Source organism: Streptomyces sp. NPDC044061 (assembly GCF_056434305.1).
This window is the reverse complement of record NZ_JBWKFL010000027.1, coordinates 98,010-119,060: the sequence shown is the minus strand read 5'-3', so window position 1 is coordinate 119,060 and position 21,051 is coordinate 98,010. Positions and strand designations below refer to the sequence as shown.

At 69.0% G+C, this 21,051-nt stretch carries 17 protein-coding genes and 1 pseudogene; 12 read left to right on the top strand and 6 right to left on the bottom strand.

Annotated features, from left to right (window positions below; all coding sequences use genetic code 11):
- Nucleotides 1-81, bottom strand: a pseudogene (locus tag AC07CM_RS34860) (electron transfer flavoprotein subunit beta); the annotation flags it as partial.
- A gap of 557 nt (nucleotides 82-638) precedes the next feature.
- Between AC07CM_RS34860 and AC07CM_RS34855 the strand changes: the two are divergent.
- The 10 genes from AC07CM_RS34855 (at nucleotide 639) to AC07CM_RS34810 (ending at nucleotide 12,847) form a co-directional block, all read left to right on the top strand.
- Nucleotides 639-1,151 (top strand): Lrp/AsnC family transcriptional regulator, encoded by a 513-nt coding sequence (locus AC07CM_RS34855; protein ID WP_478880478.1) that lies wholly within the window; start codon nucleotides 639-641, stop codon nucleotides 1,149-1,151.
- 194 nt (nucleotides 1,152-1,345) lie between these two features.
- Nucleotides 1,346-1,714 (top strand): hypothetical protein, encoded by a 369-nt coding sequence (locus AC07CM_RS34850; RefSeq protein ID WP_478880477.1) that lies wholly within the window; start codon nucleotides 1,346-1,348, stop codon nucleotides 1,712-1,714.
- Nucleotides 1,715-1,797: 83 nt separating this feature from the next.
- Nucleotides 1,798-5,370 (top strand): indolepyruvate ferredoxin oxidoreductase family protein, encoded by a 3,573-nt coding sequence (locus AC07CM_RS34845; RefSeq protein WP_478880476.1) that lies wholly within the window; start codon nucleotides 1,798-1,800, stop codon nucleotides 5,368-5,370.
- A 58-nt stretch (nucleotides 5,371-5,428) separates the two neighbouring features.
- Nucleotides 5,429-6,613: an acyl-CoA dehydrogenase family protein gene (locus tag AC07CM_RS34840; RefSeq protein ID WP_478880475.1), complete on the top strand. Its 1,185-nt coding sequence runs from the start codon at nucleotides 5,429-5,431 to the stop codon at nucleotides 6,611-6,613.
- 13 nt (nucleotides 6,614-6,626) lie between these two features.
- Nucleotides 6,627-7,106, top strand: coding sequence for a MaoC family dehydratase (locus tag AC07CM_RS34835; RefSeq protein WP_478880474.1), 480 nt, complete (start codon nucleotides 6,627-6,629; stop codon nucleotides 7,104-7,106).
- Nucleotides 7,099-7,947 (top strand): HpcH/HpaI aldolase/citrate lyase family protein, encoded by an 849-nt coding sequence (locus AC07CM_RS34830; protein ID WP_478880473.1) that lies wholly within the window; start codon nucleotides 7,099-7,101, stop codon nucleotides 7,945-7,947. The genes AC07CM_RS34835 and AC07CM_RS34830 overlap by 8 nt, the downstream gene beginning before the upstream one ends.
- Entirely contained in the window at nucleotides 7,947-9,491 is a 1,545-nt protein-coding gene (locus tag AC07CM_RS34825) for a carboxyl transferase domain-containing protein (protein WP_478880472.1), read from the top strand. The genes AC07CM_RS34830 and AC07CM_RS34825 overlap by 1 nt, the downstream gene beginning before the upstream one ends.
- Nucleotides 9,492-9,496: 5 nt before the next feature.
- Complete coding sequence (locus tag AC07CM_RS34820) at nucleotides 9,497-11,419, top strand: acetyl/propionyl/methylcrotonyl-CoA carboxylase subunit alpha (protein WP_478880471.1); 1,923 nt, start codon at nucleotides 9,497-9,499, stop codon at nucleotides 11,417-11,419.
- Between the two features lies 1 nt (nucleotide 11,420).
- Complete coding sequence (locus AC07CM_RS34815; protein ID WP_478880470.1) at nucleotides 11,421-12,188, top strand: CoA transferase subunit A; 768 nt, start codon at nucleotides 11,421-11,423, stop codon at nucleotides 12,186-12,188.
- Nucleotides 12,185-12,847 (top strand): 3-oxoacid CoA-transferase subunit B, encoded by a 663-nt coding sequence (locus AC07CM_RS34810; protein WP_478880469.1) that lies wholly within the window; start codon nucleotides 12,185-12,187, stop codon nucleotides 12,845-12,847. Before AC07CM_RS34815 ends, AC07CM_RS34810 begins: the two co-directional genes overlap by 4 nt.
- Before the next feature lie 193 nt (nucleotides 12,848-13,040).
- Here the strand turns inward: AC07CM_RS34810 and AC07CM_RS34805 are convergent, their stop codons facing one another.
- Complete coding sequence (locus AC07CM_RS34805; protein WP_478880468.1) at nucleotides 13,041-14,051, bottom strand: NADP-dependent oxidoreductase; 1,011 nt, start codon at nucleotides 14,049-14,051, stop codon at nucleotides 13,041-13,043.
- 111 nt (nucleotides 14,052-14,162) lie between these two features.
- Between AC07CM_RS34805 and AC07CM_RS34800 the strand changes: the two genes are divergently transcribed.
- Both AC07CM_RS34800 and AC07CM_RS34795 read left to right on the top strand, forming a co-directional pair.
- Complete coding sequence (locus AC07CM_RS34800) at nucleotides 14,163-14,780, top strand: TetR/AcrR family transcriptional regulator (protein ID WP_478880467.1); 618 nt, start codon at nucleotides 14,163-14,165, stop codon at nucleotides 14,778-14,780.
- Between the two features lie 454 nt (nucleotides 14,781-15,234).
- Nucleotides 15,235-15,489 (top strand): hypothetical protein, encoded by a 255-nt coding sequence (locus AC07CM_RS34795; RefSeq protein WP_478880466.1) that lies wholly within the window; start codon nucleotides 15,235-15,237, stop codon nucleotides 15,487-15,489.
- Between the two features lie 122 nt (nucleotides 15,490-15,611).
- Here AC07CM_RS34795 and AC07CM_RS34790 read toward each other — a convergent pair whose 3' ends face one another.
- From AC07CM_RS34790 to AC07CM_RS34775, 4 genes are all read right to left on the bottom strand, one after another.
- Nucleotides 15,612-17,105 carry an ABC transporter substrate-binding protein gene (locus tag AC07CM_RS34790; RefSeq protein ID WP_478880465.1) on the bottom strand — a complete coding sequence of 498 codons (1,494 nt, stop codon included), beginning with the start codon at nucleotides 17,103-17,105 and terminating at the stop codon, nucleotides 15,612-15,614.
- 97 nt (nucleotides 17,106-17,202) lie between these two features.
- Nucleotides 17,203-18,030 carry an ATP-binding cassette domain-containing protein gene (locus AC07CM_RS34785; protein WP_478880464.1) on the bottom strand — a complete coding sequence of 276 codons (828 nt, stop codon included), beginning with the start codon at nucleotides 18,028-18,030 and terminating at the stop codon, nucleotides 17,203-17,205.
- On the bottom strand, nucleotides 18,014-19,960 hold the full coding sequence (locus tag AC07CM_RS34780; protein WP_478880463.1) for a dipeptide/oligopeptide/nickel ABC transporter permease/ATP-binding protein: 1,947 nt from the start codon (nucleotides 19,958-19,960) through the stop codon (nucleotides 18,014-18,016). Before AC07CM_RS34780 ends, AC07CM_RS34785 begins: the two co-directional genes overlap by 17 nt.
- On the bottom strand, nucleotides 19,957-20,898 hold the full coding sequence (locus tag AC07CM_RS34775; protein WP_478880462.1) for an ABC transporter permease: 942 nt from the start codon (nucleotides 20,896-20,898) through the stop codon (nucleotides 19,957-19,959). Before AC07CM_RS34775 ends, AC07CM_RS34780 begins: the two co-directional genes overlap by 4 nt.
- Nucleotides 20,899-21,051: the final 153 nt, after the last annotated feature.

The window sequence follows — 21,051 nt, the reverse complement described above, 5'->3', positions numbered from 1 at the left end:
GACGGTCAGGTCATCGGCGAAGTGCCGGTCGCCAGTGGCGTCGGGCACGTACTTCACAGTGACAACGATCCTCAAGCTCACGCCGGCTCTCCTACAGACGGGGAAGTTGACAGGGACCTGTGCGACAGGCCCGACGCCGATGCCCTTGACGGCCCGGTGGACCTACGATGTTAATAAGCGTTAACCGGCATCTGACGTTAACCACCGTTAACGACGTTGTCCAGGGCCCATCGGTCAGTCCGGATCGTCGCCGCGCAGGACTCCGTGAGCTGTGCCGCCCCCTCACGAACATTGAGTTCCGGGCAGACCAGGGCCTGCTTGTGCAACCGGCCCACCAGGCTGACTGCCTCACGTCCAGGTGTTCAGGTCTTCGCGATTTTGCCTTACCATCGGCACGCAGCTGGCGGTCATGGCGTAGCCGTGTGTCCAGCCAGGAGACCAGGATGTGATGTCAGCGCATTCGACCCCCCTCCAGTGGGGCGTCGCGTTGGCTACGGGGCGCGTACGTGTGCAGCCGCCCGCACGGTTCCGATGTCTCCGCGCGGGCGTTGTACGGCGGCACCGGGTGATGCGGTCGGCAGCCCGCTCGGCGGCGAATTGAGGGAGCCCTTCCTCACCGAGATATTTGCGAGGTCGTCGTGGTCGCCATCGACTCTCTGGACGTCTCCATCCTTCGAGAACTCCTCGCTCGGCCCCGTGCCGGGATGCGCGAGTTCGCTCGTACACTCGGCATCGCCCGGGGGACGGTGCACACGCGGATGAGTCGCCTGGAGCGGCTCGGCGTGATCACGGACTATGCGCCGCGGATCTCACCGGCGCAGCTCGGCTTTCCCATCCTGGCATTCGTCCATCTTCATCTGGCCCAGGGTCAGCTCGCACGGGTGACCCGAGCACTGGTGCTCGTCGACGAGGTGTTGGAGGCGCACTCGACGGCCGGGGAAGGTGACGTGTTGTGCCGTGTCGCCGCCAGGGACACGGAGCACGTCGAGGAGATCATCCAGCGGTTCCTGCAACTGCCCGGGGTGGTGCGCTGCCGTACCGAGATCGCACTCAGCGAGCGGCTGCCGAGCCGCATCACATCGCTGCTGTCCCTGGCCGCTCAAGATCTGGCGGCGAACGAGACGAAGGCATCCGGGCCGGCAACCGATTGACCACGCACGGGCGTCACCGGGGATGCCGGAGCGCGACCACACACCCCGGCCACCCAGAACTGCCCAGGCACCCAAGACCGAGCCCTCCAGACATCTGGTGATCCTCCACCGGGCCGGCCGGTCGTGCGTCCGCACGCTCATGCGTGACATCCCGGTCTGCGCCGTATTATCGGCCCCTGCCCGAACGAGCCGCGTTGAAGACCTGCACGCTGCGGCAGGCGTGCTGCGCGAGCAGCCACGGCAAGGGCTCTCGCACCCACACCGCCTCATCGGCCGGCGCCACCGCATCCGTCGGGCGCCGGCCGACTCGCCTTTCCGGCAGCGCTCGACTGACGCGTCGTTTCCGCCAGGCGCGGTGCGAATCGCCCGCGTGGACGGTGACCGCCGGCGGCGACGGCATCGCCGTCGTCCTGCAGCCCGACATCCTGCGAGTTCTCGATCTGGGGGCCCTAGCGGCCGTCGCGAAGGTAGCCAGAAGGGCCGGACGCATCACCGACGTGTGCCGATGGATCACGTGGCCCACCAAAGGTTCGGATGTTCTGGTCCAACGGATCAGTTTTTGACGCTTGGGCCAGGCCACCAGCCCATGCTGGTCCATCTGTGCCCCAGCGCACTCTGCGCTCCCCGAGCATGAACAGGAGGCCAGATGACGACCATCGCCAGTGCCGACTTCCGTCGTCACGACGGTGAGCACGACGGTGTGCCGGTCGATCGCGACGGTGTGCCGGTCGACCCCCGCCAGCGGTACCAGGCTACGGCAGGTCGCGTTCAGCTCACCGGGATCCAGGCGCTGGCGCGGCTGCCGATCGACCAGCACCGGCGCGATCTCGCCGCCGGAAAGGACGTGGCCACCTTCGTCTCCGGCTATGAGGGGTCACCGCTGGCCGGTTACGACCTGGAGCTGGGACGGCTGCGGACCCTGCTCGAGGCCAACGACGTGCGGCACGTGCCCGGGTTGAACGAGGAGGCCGCGGCCACCGCGGTGCAGGGCAGCCAGCTGGTCAACACCCTCGACGGCGCCACGCGCGACGGCGTTCTCGGCGTCTGGTACGGCAAGGCCCCCGGCCTGGACCGAGCCACCGACGCTCTGCGGCACGGCAACCTCATGGGTGCCCATCCGGCAGGCGGCGCCCTGGTGCTGGTGGGCGACGATCCGGCCGCGAAGTCGTCGAGCGTGCCCTGCTCCTCGGAGCTCGCGTTGATGGACCTGGCCATCCCGTTCCTCAACCCGGCCGACTCCCAGGAGGTGCTGGACCTCGGCCTCCACGCGGTGGAGCTCTCGCGCGCCACCGGTCTCTGGGTGGGGCTGAAGATCGTCACCGCTGTCGCCGACGGCTCCTCGCTGGTCGATCTCGGAGTCGAGCGTGCGGCGCCGGTCCTTCCCCCGGGCTCGGGCCGCCATCAGCCGACCGCCCGCCTCCTCCAGCCCACCCTCGGTCCGCTGGAGCGGGACCTGATGACCACCCGGCTGCGGCTGGCTCGGGAGTACTGCCGGCTCAACCAGCTCAACCGCATCGAACTGAGCGGGGACGACGACGTCATCGGGATCGTGGCCTCCGGCCGCACCTACCGCGAGCTCCGCGCCGCGCTGTACCGACTGGGCCTGACCGATGCACGCCTCACCGGGGCCGGGATCCGGCTCCTCAAGATCTCGATGCCCTACCCTCTGGACGCCGAGACGATCGCCGAGTTCGCCGATGGCCTCGACCACATCATCGTCGTCGAGGAGAAGCGCTCCTTCATCGAGACCGCCGTGCGCGAAGCCCTCTACGGCCTCGTCGGTGCTCCACGGATTTCCGGGAAGGAGGACGAGCAGGGCAGGGAGCTGATCCCGTCCTACGGTGAACTCGATGCCGACGCCCTCATGCGCCCGCTCGCCCGCGAGCTCGGTGCCCGGGGCGTCCCGGTGGAGCGGCAGCGCCCCGAGCGGATCGAGGGCCGTACGCAGCTCCCCCTGGTCAGCCTTCCCAAGCGTGCCCCCTACTTCTGCTCCGGGTGCCCGCACAACAGCTCCACCAAGGTGCCCGACGGTTCGCTGGTCGGCGGTGGCATCGGCTGTCACGCCATGGTCCTGCTCATGGACGAGGACCAGGTCGGCGCGGTCACCGGCCTCTCCCAGATGGGTGGCGAGGGCCTGCAGTGGATCGGCATGGCGCCGTACACCCGGCGCGAGCACTACCTGCAGAACCTGGGCGACGGCACTTTCGACCACTCCGGCTCGCTGGCGATCAGGGCTGCCGTGGCGGCCGGGGTGAACATCACCTACAAGCTGCTCTACAACTCCGCCGTGGCGATGACCGGCGGCCAGAGCGCGGTCGGTGCCATGAACCTCCGCCAGATCGTCGACGTTCTGCGTGCCGAGAAAGTGGCCCGGATCATCGTCACCTCCGACGACGTACGCCGGACCCGTGGCATGCGGCTGCCGCACGACGTGACGGTGTGGGACCGCGGTCGGATGGAGGAGGCGCAGCGGTTGCTGGCCGAGATCCCCGGCGTCACCGTGCTGGTCCACGACCAGGAGTGCGCCACCGAGAAGCGGCGCAAGTGGAAGCGCGGCAAGCTGGACAAGCCCACGACCCGGGTGTTCATCAACGAGCGCATCTGTGAGGGCTGCGGCGACTGCGGGCACAAGTCCAACTGCCTCTCGGTCCAGCCGGTGCAGACCGAGTTCGGCCGTAAGACCCAGATCCACCAGGCTTCCTGCAACGTCGACTACAGCTGCCTGAAGGGTGACTGCCCGGCCTTCATGACGATCACCGGCGTCGAGTCGGCCAAGGGCGCCACCGGCATCGCGGCGCGCGACCTGCGGGTGAGCGGTGAGGCCGCCCTTCCCGACCCGGCCCCCACCGTCACGGGTCTCGACTTCGGTGTGCGACTGACCGGCGTCGGCGGCACCGGTGTGGTGACGGTCTCTCAGGTTCTGGCCACCGCCGGCCTCCTCGCCGGCTGGACGCCGCGCTCGCTGGACCAGACCGGTCTGGCGCAGAAGGGCGGCGCCGTCGTCTCCGACATCCGCTTCTACCGCGCGGGGGAGGGGCGCACCAACAAGCTGGGTGCCGGTGAGTGCGACCTCTACCTCGGCTGCGACATCCTGGTGGCCGCCGACGAGAGCAACCTGGCGGTGACCTCGCACGACCGGACGGTGGCGGTGCTCAACACCGCGCCGGTCGCGACCGGTCACATGGTGGCCGACGTCCGCCAGACCTTCCCCGACACAGCCGCGATGACCGAACGGCTGCTGGCGCGGGTGCGTCCCGGCGCGGAGGTGCTGGACGCGCGGGAGGTGGTGTTGGGGCTGTTGGGCGACGACCAGTACCTCAACATCTTCCTGATCGGGGTCGGGTTCCAGCTGGGCGCCCTGCCGCTGCCGGCCGCGGCCATCGAGGAAGCGATCCGTATCAACGGCGTCGCGGTGGAGGCCAACCTCCAAGCGTTCCGTTATGGGCGGCTGTGGGTCGCGGACCGCAGCGCGGTGGAGGCCGCTCTCGAGACGGGCGGCTCCCGCGTGTCCGGGCCCGCGGACACGTCGGGCGACACCACAGCGTTCGGCACGCTCGTGGCAGGCCGCATCAGTGAGTTGACGGCGTACCAGGACGCCGGATACGCCGGGCGTTACGCCGAGACGGTGGATGCCGTCCGCGAGCGCGAACGAGAGATCGTCCCCGGGACCGAGGACCTGGCCACGGCTGTGGCCAGGAACCTGTTCAAGCTGATGGCCTACAAGGACGAGTACGAGGTGGCCCGCCTCGCCCTCGACGAGGGTGTCGCGGCTGAGCTGACGGAGCGGTTCGGTCCCGGAGCGCGGGCTCAGTGGAATCTGCAGCCCCCGCTGCTGCGGGCCCTCGGAGTGCAGCGCAAGATCCGGCTCGGTGGTTGGTTCCGTCCTGGCTTCACCGCCCTCTACGGAATGCGCCGGCTACGGGGAACCGCTTTCGACCCGTTCGGTCGCGCACATGTGCGAAGGGTCGAGCGGGCCCTGCTCGAGGACTACACCGAGCGCGTCGCCCACCTGCTCACCGGTCTCACTCCCGCCAAACACGCCTTGGCCGTGGAGATCGCCTCGCTCCCCGACATGGTCCGCGGGTTCGAGGAGGTCAAGCTCCGCAACGTCGAGGCGTACCGCGCTCGCCTGCGAGAGCTGAGCGAGCGCTTCGACCGCGGCCCCGGCGAGGAACAGGCCCGGAGCGCCGAGAAGGAATCCACCCGCGGACAAAGCTGAGGCCCTCGCGCCCCGGTCAGAGACTCTGCACGCTCAATTCAGCCAGGAGTAGTCAACTATGAGCGCTTTCGCGCTGAGCGTCGAACACGAGGACTTCCGCAAGGTCGTACGTGACTTCGCGGAGAAGGAGATCGCACCGCACGTCGCCCACTGGGACAAGGACCACCACTTCCCCGTCGACGTGGTGCAGCAGATGGGCGAACTCGGGTTGATGGGCCTCACCGCCCCCGAGGAGTACGGCGGAAGCGGCGGCGACTTCACCTCGCTGTGCGTGGCGATCGAGGAAATCGGCCGCGTCGACCAGGCCATGGGGATCACGCTGGAGGCCGCGGTCGGGCTGGGAATCAACCCGATCCTCACCTACGGCAACGAGGAGCAGAAGCAGACCTGGCTGCCCGACCTGGTCGCCGGCCGCCGCCTGGCCGGCTTCGGCCTCACCGAGCCGGGTGCCGGATCGGACGCGGGCGCGACCCGTACCCGCGCCGAGTTCGACGGCGAGGAGTGGGTGGTCGACGGCGCGAAGCAGTTCATCACCAATTCCGGCTCGTCCATCACTTCGGTGGTGACGGTGACGGCCCGAACCGGCAAGCGCCCCGACGGCAAGGCCGAGATCTCGGCGATCATCGTGCCGTCCGGCACACCCGGATTCATCGTCGAGCCGGCATACGACAAACTCGGCTGGCACATCTCCGACACCCACCCGCTCACCTTCACCGACTGCCGGGTACCCGCGTCCCACCTGCTCGGCGAGCGGGGACGGGGCTACGCGCAGTTCCTCGCCACCCTCGACGACGGCCGGGTCGCGATCGCGGCCCTCGCCGTGGGCCTGACCCAGGCGTGCCTGGACGAGTGCCTGCGCTACGCCCAGGAGCGTCAGACGATGGGCGGAGCGATCGGGCGCAAGCAGGGCGTGGCCTTCCAGATCGCCGACCTGGAAACGATGGTGCAGGCCGCCCGCCTGCTCACCTACAAGGCCGCAGCCATGAAGGACGCCATGGACCGGCCGGGCGGCCCGAGCGTGGCCGAGTTCAAGCGCGCCGCGTCGGTGGCGAAGCTCTACGCCAGCGAGTCGGCGGTCACCGCGACGCGTATCGCCACGCAGATCTTCGGCGGTTACGGGTTCATGGAGGAGTACCCGGTGGCGCGGTTCTACCGCGACGCGAAGATCCTCGAAATCGGCGAGGGCACCTCCGAGGTGCAGCGCATGCTGATCGCCCGCGGCCTCGGCCTGCCGGTGGAATGAACGAGACCAAGTGATGAGTGAGAAGCGAATCCGCCAGCGGGGTCTGTGGTTCGAGGAGTTCGAGGTCGGTGTCGTATACGAGCACCGCCCCGGGCGCACCGCCACAGAGACCGACAACGTGGTGTTCACCACCCTGACGATGAACACCCAGCCCCTCCACCTCGATGCGTACGAGAGCGGTGACCAGCCGCCCTTCCACGCGCGGCTCGTCAACTCGATGTGGACGCTCTCCACCCTGGTAGGGCTCTCAGTGGCCCAGCTGACCCAGGGCACCATCGTGGCGAACCTGGGCTTTACCGAGGTGAAGTTCCCCGCCCCGGTGCGGCACGGCGACACCATCTACGCCGAGACGCTGATCGTGGACAAGCGGCCCTCCTCCAGCAGGCCGGGCGAGGGCGTGGTGACGATGGGCCACACCGCCCGGAACCAGCACGGCGAAGTCGTCGCGGTGGCCACCCGCAACACGCTGGTGAGGATGGCGCCGGATGCCTGAGAACCGCTGGGAGCCAGGACCGGCCTGGCTCTTCTGCCCCGCCGACCGACCCGAGCGGTACGCGAAGGCCGTGGCCGCCGCCGACGTAGTGATCCTCGATCTGGAGGACGCGATCGCCCCCGACCGCAAGGCGGCCGCGCGGGACGCGCTGCGCGGCCTGGTCGTCGACGGCTCCTTCGATCGCGACCGGACCGTCGTACGCGTCAACGCCGCCGATTCCCCCGAGCATCCGGCCGACCTGGCCCTCGCCGCCGAGCTGGCGCTTCCCCGGCTCATGCTGGCCAAGGCCGAACGCCCGGACACCGTCGCGGCACTGGACCACGAAGTCATCGTGCTGCTGGAGACGCCGCGCGGAGTGGCGTACGCCGTCGACCTGGCGACGCAGGCCAACGTGATCGGCGTGATGTGGGGCGCCGACGACCTGATCGCCGGGCTCGGGGGCTTCGCCAGCCGACGCGACGACGGCAGCTATCGCGACGTGGCCGTGCATGCCCGCTCACAGTCGTTGGTCGCCGCGAAGACGGCCGGCCGGCTCGCCCTCGACTCGGTGTACATGGACTTCCCCGACCTCGACGGGCTGCGCGCCGAAGCCGACGACGCGGTCGCCTGCGGCTTCGACGCCAAGGTGGCGATCCACCCCACCCAGACGGCAGCGATCCGCTCCGCGTACCGCCCCAGCCCGGAGCGGCTCGAGTGGGCGCAGCGTCTCCTGGCCCAGGTGGGCGGGGAACGCGGGGTCACCACCTTCGAGGGCCGGATGGTCGATGGCCCGATCTACGCACAGGCGGAGCGGATCGTCCGACTTGCCGCCCTGACCGACGACAAGAAAGGAGGCCGCTGATGGAGGACCTGCGCGACCTCACCGCCGAGTTGCGCGCACGACTGGCGCGTGTGCGGGTGGGCGGCAGCGAGGCGGCCCGTGCCAAGCACACGGCCCGCGGCAAGCTCCTGGTGCGCGACCGGATAGACCGGCTGCTCGACCCCGGCAGCCCGTTCCTCGAGCTCAGTCCCCTGGCGGCGTACGGGATGTACGGCACCGGCGATGACCCGTGGACGGTGCCCTCGGCCGGCATCGTGGCCGGCATCGGCCGGGTGCAGAACCGCGAGTGCCTGGTGATCGCCAACGACGCCACGGTAAAGGGCGGCTCCTACTACCCGATGACGGTGAAGAAGCACCTGCGCGCTCAGCAGGTCGCCGCGGACAACCTGCTGCCCTGCATCGCGCTGGTGGACAGCGGCGGAGCCAACCTGCCGCTGCAGGACGAAGTCTTCCCCGATCGTGAGCACTTCGGCCGGATCTTCTTCAACCAGGCCAACCTCTCGGCCCGCGGGGTGCCACAGGTCGCGGCGGTCATGGGCTCGTGCACCGCCGGCGGCGCCTACGTGCCGGCGATGTCGGACGAGACCGTGATCGTGCGCGACCAGGGAACGATCTTCCTCGGCGGTCCGCCCCTGGTGAAGGCGGCGACCGGCGAGGTCGTCACCGCCGAGGAGCTCGGTGGCGGCCTGGTGCACGCCACGAAGTCCGGTGTCGTCGACCACCTGGCCGACGACGACGAGCACGCCCTTGAGACCGTTCGCTCCATCGTCGCGACGTTCGAGCGGCCCGACGCCGGCTCGCTGCGCGCCGCGCCGGTGGAGGAACCGCTCGAGGATCCTCAGACGCTCTACGACGTCGTGCCCACCGATCCGCGCACGCCGTACGACGTGCGCGAGGTGATCCGGCGCATCGTCGACGGCTCGCGGCTGCAGGAGTTCAAGGCCCTTTACGGCGACACCCTGGTGTGCGGCTTCGCCCGCATCCATGGCTACCCGGTCGGCATCGTGGCCAACAACGGCATCCTGTTCAACGAGTCGGCACTCAAGGGCGCCCACTTCGTGGAGCTGTGCAACCAGCGCGGCATCCCGTTGCTCTTCCTGCAGAACATCACGGGCTTCATGGTCGGCAAGGACTACGAGAACCGTGGCATCGCCAAGGACGGCGCGAAGCTCGTCACCGCGGTGGCCTGCTCGGTGGTGCCGAAGTTCACGGTCGTCATCGGCGGCTCCTACGGCGCGGGCAACTACGGCATGTGCGGGCGCGCCTACGACCCGCGCTTCCTGTGGATGTGGCCCAACGCCCGCATCTCGGTGATGGGCGGGGAGCAGGCCGCGTCGGTGCTGGCCACCGTGCGCGGCTTCGACTCCCCGGAGAAGGAAGAGGCGTTCAAGGCCCCGATCCGGGCCGAGTACGAGCGCAAGAGCTCGGCCTACTACTCCACCGCCCGGCTGTGGGACGACGGCATCATCGATCCCGCCGACACCCGCCGTGTCCTCGGCATGGCACTCGCCACCGCCGCTCACGCCCCGATCCCCGCGCCGTCCTACGGCGTCTTCAGGATGTGATCACCATGTCGTCCACCCTGACATCGGTCCTGGTCGCCAACCGCGGTGAGATCGCGCTGCGGATCTTCCGCACCGCCCGCCGGCTCGGCCTGCGCACCATCGCGCTCTACACGGACACCGACGCCACGGCCCCGCATGTGCGGGCCGCCGACGAGGCGGTGCGGGTACCCAGCTACCTCGACATCGACGCCGTCGTGGCGGCCGCGGGCGCCACCGCTGCCGACGTGGTCCACCCCGGCTACGGCTTCCTGTCGGAGCGGGCCGCCTTCGCAACCGCGCTCGAGACCGCCGGGGTGCGGCTGGCCGGGCCCAGCGCCGCGGTCATGGAACGCATGGGTCGCAAGGACGCCGCCCGCGAAGTCGCGATGGCCGCCGGGGTACCCGTGGTGCCGTCGTACTCCCTCGACGACGACCCGACCGGCTTCGCCTTCCCGATACTGGTGAAGGCCGCCGCCGGCGGTGGCGGCAAGGGTATGCGAGTGGTCCGCTCCGCCGACGGGTTCGCCGAGGCCGTCGCGGCCGCCCGGCGCGAGGCCGCCGGCGCCTTCGGCGACGACACACTCCTGATCGAGAAGTACGTAGAGTCGGGCCGCCACCTCGAGGTGCAGGTGATGGGCGACACCCACGGCACCGTACTGCACCTGTGGGAGCGAGACTGCTCCACACAGCGGCGCCACCAGAAGGTGATCGAGGAGGCGCCGGCACCCACCATCCCCGCCGACACCCGGGCGCGCCTGACCGCGGCGGCGGTCGACCTGGCCCGCGAGGTCGGTTACGTGGGAGCCGGCACGGTCGAGTTCCTGCTCGACATCGCGACGGGGGAGTTCTACTTCCTGGAGATGAACACCCGCCTCCAGGTGGAGCACCCGGTCACCGAGGCGATCACCGGCCTCGACCTGGTCGAGCTGCAGCTGCTCGCCGCCGCCGGGGAGCCGTTGCCGCTGGCCCAGGGCGACGTCGTGAGCATCGGCCACGCGATCGAGGCGCGCATCTACGCCGAGGACGCCTTCGCCGGCTTCCTGCCCCAAGCCGGCCGGGCTTCCTTCGTCCAGTGGCCCGAGGAAATCGCCCGGGTCGACCAGGCGCTGGACTCGGGCCAGGTGGTGAGCACCGCCTACGACCCGATGCTGGCCAAGATCATCGCGCACGGCCCCGATCGTGAGACGGCGCGGCGCAAACTGGTCGCCGCACTCGACCGCACCGCCATCCTCGGACTGACCACCAACACCGGCTTCCTGCGGGCGCTGCTGGTCACCGACGAGTTCCGTGACGCGGTCATCGACACGGCCTGGCTCGACCACCACGAGGTGAAGGCCCCGCCGCAGGAGACGGCGCGTGTACTCGGGGCGTGGGTCGCAGCGCGCCGCCTGGCCGAAACCACCGGACCTTGGGCGAGCGACGGCTTCCGCAACGCCGCGGACGCCGCTGTGGCCCGCATACGGCTCGACGTGCCGGTGCCGGTCGACGTCGGGGCCGGCACCGTCGACGGCCGGCCGGTGCGCGAACTCGCCCGCACCGCCGATGACGGCATGGTGCGGATCGTGGCCGACCTGGGCGAGGGCGGAGTGACGGCGTACGTCGCTCGGCACGGCGCCGGTCTCGAGGTCGTCTGCCACGGCCAGCGGCACGTCCTCGTCCCACCCGACCGGGTGGCCGGTGGTGCCGTGGCCGCCGGTGACGGCACCGTGGCGGCACCGATGCCGGGCACCGTCATCGACGTGCGCGTCTCGGTGGCCGACCGGGTCGCCCAGGGCGACGTGTTGGGTGTCATGGAGGCGATGAAGATGGAGGTCAAACTGACGGCTCCGTGCGACGGCACGGTCAGCGTCGTCGGCGCGCGGACGGGGGATCAGGTGGCGCTGGGCGCACGGCTCTTCGAGATCGCCGGCACTTCGAGCGGCACCGCGACCCCTGAGACGGAGGGCTGAGATGGACAAGGTCAGGGCGTCAGCGGCCGAGGCGGTCGCCGACATCGCGCCGGGAAGCACGATCGCCTTCGGCGGCTTCGGGCTCTGCGGCATCCCGGCGGTGCTGATCCAGGCGCTCCTGGAGACCGGGGTCGGTGACATCGAGGCGGTCTCCAACAACGCCGGCGTCGACGGGTGGGGCCTCGGCCTGCTGCTCGGCGCCGGGCGACTGCGCAGAATCGTCGCCTCGTACGTAGGGGAGAACAAGGAGTTCGCCCGGCACTACCTCGCCGGTGAGCTGGAGGTCGAGCTCACCCCGCAGGGCACGCTTGCCGAGCGGCTCCGCGCAGGCGGCTCCGGCATCCCCGCCTTCTACACCGCCTCGGGCGTCGGGACCCAGGTCGCCGAAGGCGGCCTGCCATGGAAGTACGACCTCGACGGCAACGTGGAGATCGCGAGTCCCCCCAAGCCGACGGCTCTGTTCGACGGTGCCGACTACGTCCTCGAGCGGGCGATAACAGCCGACTACGCCCTGGTGAGGGCCTGGAAGGGCGACCGGCACGGCAATCTCGCCTACAAGGACTCCGCCCGCAACTTCAATCCGCTGGCGGCCATGTCCGGCGGCATCACCATCGCCGAGGTGGAGGAGCTGGTGGAGCCGGGCGAGATCGCCCCGCACCAGGTACATACCCCCGGCGTGTACGTCCACCGCGTAGTCGCTCTGAGCCCCGAACAGGCCGTGGAGAAGCGGATCGAGAAGCGGACGGTGCGAACGGAGGCTTTGGCATGAGCTGGAACCGGGAACAGATGGCCGCACGGGCCGCAGCCGAGCTGGCTGACGGCATGTACGTCAACCTCGGCATCGGACTGCCGACGCTGGTGCCCAACTACGTGCCGGCCGAGGTCGAACTGGTGCTGCAGAGCGAGAACGGCATCCTCGGCACGGGCCCGTACCCGAGCGAGGACGAGGTCGACCCGGACGTCATCAACGCGGGCAAGGAAACCGTGACTGTGCTGCGGGGGGCCTCCTTCTTCGACTCCGCGACCAGCTTCGGGATGATCCGCGGCGGGAAGATCGACGCGGCGATCCTGGGCGCGATGCAGGTCTCGGCCACGGGGGACATCGCGAACTGGATGATCCCCGGCAAGATGGTCAAGGGCATGGGCGGAGCCATGGACCTGGTCCACGGTGCCAAAAAGGTCATCGTGTTGATGGAACACGTGGCCAAGGACGGCTCTTACAAGATCGTCAACGACTGCTCGCTGCCCCTCACCGGCAAGGGAGTGGTCCAGCGGATCATCACGGACCTGGGCGTGTTCGACCTCGTCGACGGCAAAGTCCTCGTGGCCGAACTCGCCCCGGACGTAACCCTCGCCGAAGCACAGCGCGCGACAGAACCACCGCTGACGCCGGCACCGGAGAGGAACGCCGCGCCTACGGTGGCATGATCGCTCCGCAGTCCAGGACATGGCCCGCCCCCGTGCCGCCGGTTGCCGTTGGCACGGGCCTGTGCCGGCCTGATGCGTCCGCCGCCGCGTCTGGAGCGGCACGACATGGTGAACCTCGGTCACCGGCCGTCCGACCGCGATCGGCCGGCCGTTACCGGCGGCGCCCGCGTATGCGTAGGGGAGCGGCTCGTTCCTAGGCGACCGTGAGTACGATCTTGCCCTGTATGTGCCCGCGGGCGGCGCGTTCGTGCGCTGCTCGGGCATCCGCGAGCGCGAACGCGCTGTCGATCGCGACCCGCACCGTGCCCGCGTCGAGCAGGCGCCCCAGCTCGGCAAGCTGCGCGCCGTTCGAGCGGACCTGGGCGCTCGAGACCGTGACGCCCAGCTTCGCGTTCTCCTCTTCGTCGAAGTCCCCGGGCAGCACGGGGAACTGGGAGCCGCCGCGCTTGAGCGTGCGCAGGAACCGCTTGCTGTCGGGGCCGCCGACGGTGTCGAGAACGAGGTCGACGTCGTGCACGAGTTCCTCAGGGCGACTCTTGGTGTAGTCGATGAACTGGTCGGCGCCGAGGTCACGCAGGAACGATTCATGCGCGCCCGATGCCACCGCGATGACGTGTGCGCCCTTCCACTTCGCCAGCTGTAGCGCGAAGTGCCCCACGCCGCCCGCGGCACCGTTGACGAGCACCGTCGTGTCGGCGTCGAGTGCCGTCGGACGATGCCGTGCCTCCTGGAAGGGCGAGGGGTGATCGTGCCCGAGCTCGATCAGGAACTGCCAGGCGGTGAGGCCGGCCATGGGCGCCCCAGCGGCGTGCACGTGGTCGATGCCCGCCGGCTTGCGTGCGAGGTCCGACGCGGGCGCGGCGACGTACTCGGCGTATGTGCGCCCATGGAAGCTGGGAAAGCGCAGAAGACCGAAGACTTCGTCACCGGCGGAGAAGCCGTCCACGTCCGCGGCGACGGCCTCGACGACGCCCGACACGTCCGTTCCCGGAATCACGGGCAGACTGACCGTCGATTCCGGCTCGCCCGGCATGGTGGTCAGCCCGCCGCGCAGGTACCAGTCCGGAGGGTTGACGCCTGCCGCGTGGACGCGAACCAGCACCTCGCCAGGACCCGGCTCGGGAATCGGCACCTCGTCGTACCGGAGAACCTCAGGGCCGCCGTGCTCATGGAGCCGGACTGCCTTCATCGTGTGTGTCGGCATCGTTTTCTCCTGCCCGCGCCGCGGGATACGCTCATTCGGATCAGCGATCCACATAAATGGACCACTGATCCGAATATATGGACCACTGATCCGGATAGTCAAGAGGGACCGATGCGGGCCGACGCCAGGAAGAACCGTGACCACCTGCTCGCAGTAGCGGGCACCGCCATCACCGAGCAGGGCGTCGACGTGTCGATGCGCGACATCGCGCGCAGGGCCGATGTCGGGCTCGCGACCCTGCTGCGGCACTTCCCGACGCGCGAGGCGCTGCTCGACGCCCTGCTCCGCACGAGCTTCGACGAACTGACGGCAAAGGCGGGCGAGCTCGAGACGTCGAGCTCGCCCGAGGAGGCTCTCGTCACATGGCTACGCGACTGCGTCGCGTGGACGACCGAGTTCCGGGGCGTGACCGTGCTGATGGCAGCCGCCATCGAGGACACCGAATCCGCCCTCCACGCCTCGTGCGTCACCCTGCGCGCAGCCGGTGCGCGGCTCCTCACTCGCGCCCAGGCCGCAGACGTGGCACGCGGCGACATCGACGGCGCCGATCTTTTCGCGCTGATCGCCATGCTCGCCTGGCTCGGCGATCAACCCTCGCTCGCGCCCCGCGCCGACCGCCTCTTCGAGGTCGTCGCGAACGCGATCCTGACGAGCGGCGAGAGCGGCCATGCCCAGGGGGAACGCCGCCCTCGGACCCGTAGCCGACCGACCAACCCACGACGGCGGTGAACAGTGACTCTCGCCCGTCCAGTTGAAGCGGGCCGGGTCGGCGGCGGGGATCCCGGCGCCGATGCACGCGGTGACCTGCACGTCCTGAGGTGCCCAGGCGATCACGCCGCGTACCGCTCACCCATGAGACCGCTTCGGCAGCGAGAGGCCTCGGGTCAGCGCGCCGGCCGCCACATGGTGGTGACGATGTGGCCGGTGACGACGGTGATCGTGTCGCGGGCTGTGAAGCCGACGCTCTGGTAGCCGGCGATGTTCGCCGCCGGCGTTGACGACCTCGTGTTCGCCGCCGGCCGGACGGGCGTAGGACTCGCCCGCCCGCAGCTGCGAGGGGGTAACCGTGCGGGTCATTCGCGCCTTCGCGCCGCACCTCGCCTCGAACGGGGGGGCGATCGTGAACGTCCTGTCCGTGTTAGGGATCGGGGTCCTACTCCGTCGCCAAGGCCGCGGGTGGAACATGACCAACGGCGTGCGCGTGGAGCTCGCCGGTCAGAAGACTCTCGTCCAGGGCGTGCATCTCGGTCCCGCGGACACCGACGCGATGGCCGGGAGGGACGTCCTCAAGATCGATCCGGTCGATGTCGCACGAGCCGGCCTCGACGGCGTGCAGGCCGGGGCCATCGAAGTGCTGGTCGACGACACCAGTCGCTTCGTCAAGGCCGCGCTCGCGGACGACCCTGCGAAGCTCCACGGCCCGCTGCCCGGGAACTGACCCGCCCCGGCGCCGCCGGGTTGCGGCGCCGCGCGGAGAAGACCGACAGCAAGCCGACCGCCCCAAGGACAGCTGTAGCCGTCCTTGGGGCGGTTGCCTGTTCGGGAGACCTCAGAGAGCGCTCAGGACGCCGGTCGCCACTTCAGGACATCGATGGCGCCCGCGGAGCCGATGGTCCCCACATGGTCGATGCCCTTGGTGAAGATGTATGTGGGCGTTGCGGCGACCGGGACGAACCAGGCGTCGTCGACGACAGCCTTGTTGAGCCCGACCGCGGCGCTCCGCTGCCGGCTCCCCTGTGCCCGGGCCAGCGTCGTGAACGCGTTGGTCACCTCCTTGCCGCGGCTGGCGAACGGGTTCAGAGGAGACACCGGGGACGCGAAGTTCTGCAGCGCGTTGGTGAACATGTCCGTGCCGGTGTTGAACATCACGACAGGGAACTTCTTGCTCAGCATGTCCGCGATCAGCTTGTTGAGGTCGTTTCCGTCACTCTTGATATTGACCTTGACGCCGATGTGGGCGAACTGCTGGGCGAGGGCCTGGGCCACTGTGTCCATGTCGAGGAGGCTGGTCGACAGCACATTCATGGAGAAGCCGTGGGGATAGCCGGCCTCGGCGAGAAGCCGCTTGGCCTTGGCCGGGTCGTAGGGGTAGCGATCGTCCAGAGCCTTGTCGTATCCGTCGGTGCCGCGTGGGGCGATCTGCGAGGTCGCCTCGTAGGCCCCGCCGAGCGCCTTCGCTGTCGCCTTCCGGTCCACCGCGTAGTTGAGTGCCTGCCGCACCTTGAGGTTGCCCAGTGGCTTGTTGATCTGGCCGGCACGGTCGACCAGGAAGAGCGTCTGGTCGAACCCCGGCCCCTGGACGGCCTGGGCCCCAGCCGACCGGGCCTGCTGCGCGAGGGTTCCCGTGGCGTTCATGTCGACCTGGATCTGACTGCCGCGGAGCGTCTGGAGAGCCGTGTTCGGGTCGGGGAGAACCTTGACGACCACCTTGTCGTAGTGGACCGCGGCCTTGTTCCAGTAGTTCTTGTTCTTGACGAAGGTGTAGTGGTCGCCGTCGACCGTCTGAGCCGGGTCCATCGTGTAGGCGCCGGCACCGAACATCTGTGAGGAGAGCTTGCCGGGGGAGGCGAGGCCGGCCGGGCTGATGATGTCACCCCAGTTGGCCACCTGACTGAAGACGGTCGGCAGGATGGGATTGGGCTGGCTGAGGGAGACGGAGACGGTGCTGTCGCCCTTGGCTCGTACGGAAGTGATCCCCGCCATGTAGTGACTCAGCGGGCCGGGGTTCTTGAGGTAGTACGTCAGGGTGTCGGCGACCGACTTGGCCGTCACGGCCGTTCCGTCGGCGAACTCGGCGTTGCTCCTGATGGTCATCTCGAAGGCGGTGTTGCCGCTTCCCCTGTACCCCCACCTGGTTGCCAGGCCAGGGCTGTAGGAGCCGTCGGAGTTCATTCTGATCAAGGGCTCGTAGGCCAGCCACTGCACGATGTTCTGGCCGCCGTTGCCGTTCTTCCCGGGGTTGAGGCTCTGCGGCTTGGCGCCGATGCCGACGGTAAGGGTCCCGGTGGAAGCGGCGGCAACGTCTCCACCCTTACCGCAGCCCGCCAGAGCCATCGTCAGAACAGCGACGGCTGCTGCGGCAGAACGGAGTCCTCGTGCGCGGGCCTGGGCCGGCGCAGGGGTGTTATGGGGCATTTCTTCTCTCCTCTTATCAGGCCATGGTCCGCTGTGCCAGGCTGTGGCGCCGGGCCCGTGCCGCTGCCTGCGCGTCCGGGTCGGCCACCGGTGCCGAAGCGAGCAGGGTGCGTGTGTAGTCGTGGCGGGGCTGCGCGCACACGGCTTCGGTCTGTCCCGTCTCGACGATCCGGCCGCTCTTGAGTACGGCCATGCGGTGACAGAAGTGGCGTACGACCGCGAGGTCGTGCGTGATGAACAGGTAGGCCAGCCCGAGTCGGTCCTGCAGGTCGGCCAGCAGGTTGAGGACCTGGGCCTGCACGGACAGGTCCAGGGCGCTGACCGCTTCGTCGCAGATCACCAGGTCGGGCATGGGGAGCAGGGCCCGGGCGATCGCGATGCGCTGTCGCTGGCCACCCGAGAACGCGGCGGGGAACTTGTCCGCCGCGTCCAGGGAGAGCCCGACTTGCTCGAGCATCTCCAGGACTCGTCGTCGTACGTCCTGGCGGGTGAGCCCCGTGTGCGTGGCCAGGGTCTCTCCGACGGACTGGGCGATCGTGCGCTGGGGGTTGAGGGACGAGTACGGGTTCTGGAAGACCACCTGGATGCGCCGGCTCAGTCCTCGCCGGTCCCGGGCACTGAGCCGAGTGATGTCGGCACCGTCGAAAAGGACGCGACCGGAGGCCACCGGAACCTGTCCCAGCAGGGTCTTGCCCAGGGTGGTCTTGCCACTGCCGGACTCGCCGATCAGGCCGAGCGCCTCACCTGGTCGCACGTCCAAGCTCACGTCGTCGAGAGCTCGCTTGTGCCTCCTGCGCCGGCCGTACTCAACACTGAGCCGTTCGACTTCAACGAGCGCTGACATCAAGTGCCTCCACGGTCGGTTCAGGACGAAGGCAGCGATAAGCGCGTTCCTTCGATGTACGGGTCAAGCTGATGGGCTGGATCGTGCACTCGTCCTGGCGTCGCGGGCACCGAGCGGCGAAGTGACAGCTCGAAGGCCGGTCACCGGGAGTCGGCACGGTGCCGGGAATCGCGGGGAGCGTCTCGCGGAAGCGGGAAACGGACGGGGACGCGTCGAGCAGAGCACGCGAATACGGATGGCGCGGGCGCTGGAAGAACTCCCGCACCGGTCCTTCCTCGACCGTCTGACCGGCATACATGACGACGGCGCGGTCGCAGATGTCGGCGACCACACCCCAGTCGTGGGTGACGATGAGGATGGCCATGCCCCGCTGGTTCCGCAGGCTGAGGATGAGATCGAGGATTTCGGCCTGCACGCTGACGTCGAGAGCTGTCGTCGGCTCGTCGGCGACGAGCACCTGGGGGTTGCCGATGAGCGCCCGGGCGATCGCCACGCGCTGCGCCATGCCTCCGGACAGCTCATGCGGGTATGCCTTCATCACCCTGTCGACCTCGGGCAGTTGGACGAGTGTCAGCAGCTCCCGGATGTGCGCCACGGCTTGGCGTCGACCGCCGCTGGTGTGATGCCGCGAGAGTTCGACCAGCTGCGAGCCCACGGTGAACGCGGGATCGAGTCCGGCCACAGGCTCTTGTGGGATGTAGCCGATGGAACGCCCACGGAGCCGTGCCATGCCGCGTTCGGTGAGGTGGAGGGCGTCGCTGCCGGTCAGGGTGTACGCGTCGGCCGTCATCTCGACCCCGGGCGGCAGAAGCCGCATCAGAGAGAGAATGACCGTTGACTTGCCGCAGCCGGACTCGCCCACCAGACCGACGATCTCCCCGGGTTCGATGTCCAGGTCGAAACCTTCTACGAGCTCGCCGCCCGCGGCGTGGACGGTCAGGCCCTCGACACGCAGGACCGATGCCCTGCGGTCGTCCTTGGGAGCCGGCTCCGGCGCACCGCTGTGGACTTTGGTGGTCATCTGCCGCCATGAGCCGGCGGCCATGCGACTGCGGTCGGAGGCGGCATCGCGGGCGCTGTCACCGATGATGCCGAACGCAAGGGCTGTCAGCACGATGGTCAGGCCGCTGGGTACCAGCAACCAGGGCTGCTGGTAGATCGCCACCGAGGCGTCGGTGACCAGGCCGCCCCAGCTGGGGTTCGGCGGCTGCACACCCAGCCCCAGGTAGTTCAGGCCGCTCTCGACCAGCAGGGCCGACGCCGCCAGCAGCGCCGCCTGGATGAGAACGGGCCCGGTGACTCGCGGCAGGATGTGACGGCGGACCACCTGCGTCGGTGTGAGCCCTCCGATCAGCGCTGCCCGAACGTAGTCGTCCGACCGAACTGCCCTGGTGCAGGCGCGCACCACGCGAGCGAGTCCCGCGGATGCCAGTACGCCGAACGTGAGCATCGCGGCAGTTTCGTTGCGGCTGAAGATGGCCAGTACCACCAGCAGGGTGACGACCAGGGGGATGGCCATCACGATGTCGCAGCAACGCATGATGCAGCGGTCGACAAGGCCTCCCTTGTAGCCGGCGACGAGGCCGAACGCGACCCCCAGGGCTACGAAGACGCAGACGACCTCCGCGACGGCGAGCAGACTGGTGCGTCCCCCGTAGAGGATGCGGCTGAGGATGTCCCGGCCGAGTTGATCGGTGCCCAGCGGATGCCGGCCGGTGGGGCCCGAGTAACTGGCGGACAGATCCTGGGCGAGAGGGTCGTACGGAGCCACCCAGGTTGCTGCGGCAGAGCCGGCCGTGATGAGCGTCAGCCAGAGGGCGGCCAGGGCTGCTGCGGGCCGACTCACGATGCGGTGCCAGACACGGGGCGTGGGCGCGGTGTCCGACACGGGTGCCCCGACTGCGTCGGCGCGGGCAGCGGCATCTGTCATGAGTCTTCAGTCCTCGGGCTCAGCCACGCGGTGGCGATGTCGGTCAAGAGGTTCGATGCGATGACGATGAGCGTGTAGTAGATGACGGCTCCGACAAGGAGCGGCAGGTCGTGCTGGGTTGTCGCGGTGACAGTCAGCTGGCCCATCCCGGGCATGGCGAAGACCTGCTCGACGAGAATCGTGCCGCCGAGGAGGCCTATCATCACGATGCCCACGACCGTGACGACAGACGCTGCGGCGTTCTTCAAGCAGTGGCGCAGGATGACGCGGTGCCCGGGCAGTCCGTTGGCGCGCAGCGCCCGCACGTATTCCTGCCCCATGACGTCGACCACGGCGCCGCGGGTCTGCTTGGCGATCGTCGCTATGCCGCCCAGGCTGAGGGCACAGGTCGGCAATATCAGGGACCTCAGCCATGCGCCCGGGTCCCGGTCGAACGGTACGTAGCCGGTGGCGGGAAGCCAGGACAGCTTCACCGAGAAGACCAGCACCAGCAGAAGGCTGAGCCAGAACGTCGGGGTGCTCATTGCCACCAAGGCGACGCTGTCGGCCGCGCGAGCCGACCTGCCGCCTCTGAGCGCGGCCAGCAGACCGAGCAGTACACCGACGGTCGCGGCGATGGCTGTGGCGCCCAGGACCAGTGTGAGACTGACGGTGAGTCGAGAACCGAGAATCTCCCTCACATCACCGCCAGTGAACAGAGAGTTGCCCAGGTCACCGTGGACCGCGTTGCTCAGCCAGTGGCTGTACTGAGACCACAGCGGGCGGTCCAGGCCGAGCTGGGAACGCAGCTGGTTGTACGCGTCGGGATTCGTGTTCGTGCCGAGAATCACGCGGGCGGCATCCCCGGGCGCCAGCCAGGCCAATACGAAAGTCAGTGCCGAAACGATTCCCAATGACGGGATGGACCACAAAAAGCGTCGAAAAACTAGTCGAATCATATGGACGCTCCTATCGATCCAAGCCGCGTTTGCGTGGAGAGATGACAACACGCCGATAGGCCGTATTGAACGGAGAGGAATCACGTTTCCACGCCGGCACCATGGAGCCTTTGTCCATGGATCCGCTTCCCTGCCCGCGACAGAGGAGGGGGC

Bases quoted from the DNA above. Each gene is read 5' to 3' on its own strand.
- AC07CM_RS34845 (WP_478880476.1), top strand. From the start codon at position 1,798: ATGACGACCATCGCCAGTGCCGACTTCCGTCGTCACGACGGTGAGCAC.
- AC07CM_RS34840 (WP_478880475.1), top strand. From the start codon at position 5,429: ATGAGCGCTTTCGCGCTGAGCGTCGAACACGAGGACTTCCGCAAGGTC.
- AC07CM_RS34835 (WP_478880474.1), top strand. From the start codon at position 6,627: ATGAGTGAGAAGCGAATCCGCCAGCGGGGTCTGTGGTTCGAGGAGTTC.
- AC07CM_RS34830 (WP_478880473.1), top strand. From the start codon at position 7,099: ATGCCTGAGAACCGCTGGGAGCCAGGACCGGCCTGGCTCTTCTGCCCC.
- AC07CM_RS34825 (WP_478880472.1), top strand. From the start codon at position 7,947: ATGGAGGACCTGCGCGACCTCACCGCCGAGTTGCGCGCACGACTGGCG.
- AC07CM_RS34820 (WP_478880471.1), top strand. From the start codon at position 9,497: ATGTCGTCCACCCTGACATCGGTCCTGGTCGCCAACCGCGGTGAGATC.
- AC07CM_RS34815 (WP_478880470.1), top strand. From the start codon at position 11,421: ATGGACAAGGTCAGGGCGTCAGCGGCCGAGGCGGTCGCCGACATCGCG.
- AC07CM_RS34810 (WP_478880469.1), top strand. From the start codon at position 12,185: ATGAGCTGGAACCGGGAACAGATGGCCGCACGGGCCGCAGCCGAGCTG.
- AC07CM_RS34805 (WP_478880468.1), bottom strand. From the start codon at position 14,051: ATGCCGACACACACGATGAAGGCAGTCCGGCTCCATGAGCACGGCGGC.
- AC07CM_RS34800 (WP_478880467.1), top strand. From the start codon at position 14,163: ATGCGGGCCGACGCCAGGAAGAACCGTGACCACCTGCTCGCAGTAGCG.
- AC07CM_RS34795 (WP_478880466.1), top strand. From the start codon at position 15,235: ATGACCAACGGCGTGCGCGTGGAGCTCGCCGGTCAGAAGACTCTCGTC.
- AC07CM_RS34790 (WP_478880465.1), bottom strand. From the start codon at position 17,105: ATGGCTCTGGCGGGCTGCGGTAAGGGTGGAGACGTTGCCGCCGCTTCC.
- AC07CM_RS34785 (WP_478880464.1), bottom strand. From the start codon at position 18,030: ATGTCAGCGCTCGTTGAAGTCGAACGGCTCAGTGTTGAGTACGGCCGG.
- AC07CM_RS34780 (WP_478880463.1), bottom strand. From the start codon at position 19,960: ATGACAGATGCCGCTGCCCGCGCCGACGCAGTCGGGGCACCCGTGTCG.
- AC07CM_RS34775 (WP_478880462.1), bottom strand. From the start codon at position 20,898: ATGATTCGACTAGTTTTTCGACGCTTTTTGTGGTCCATCCCGTCATTG.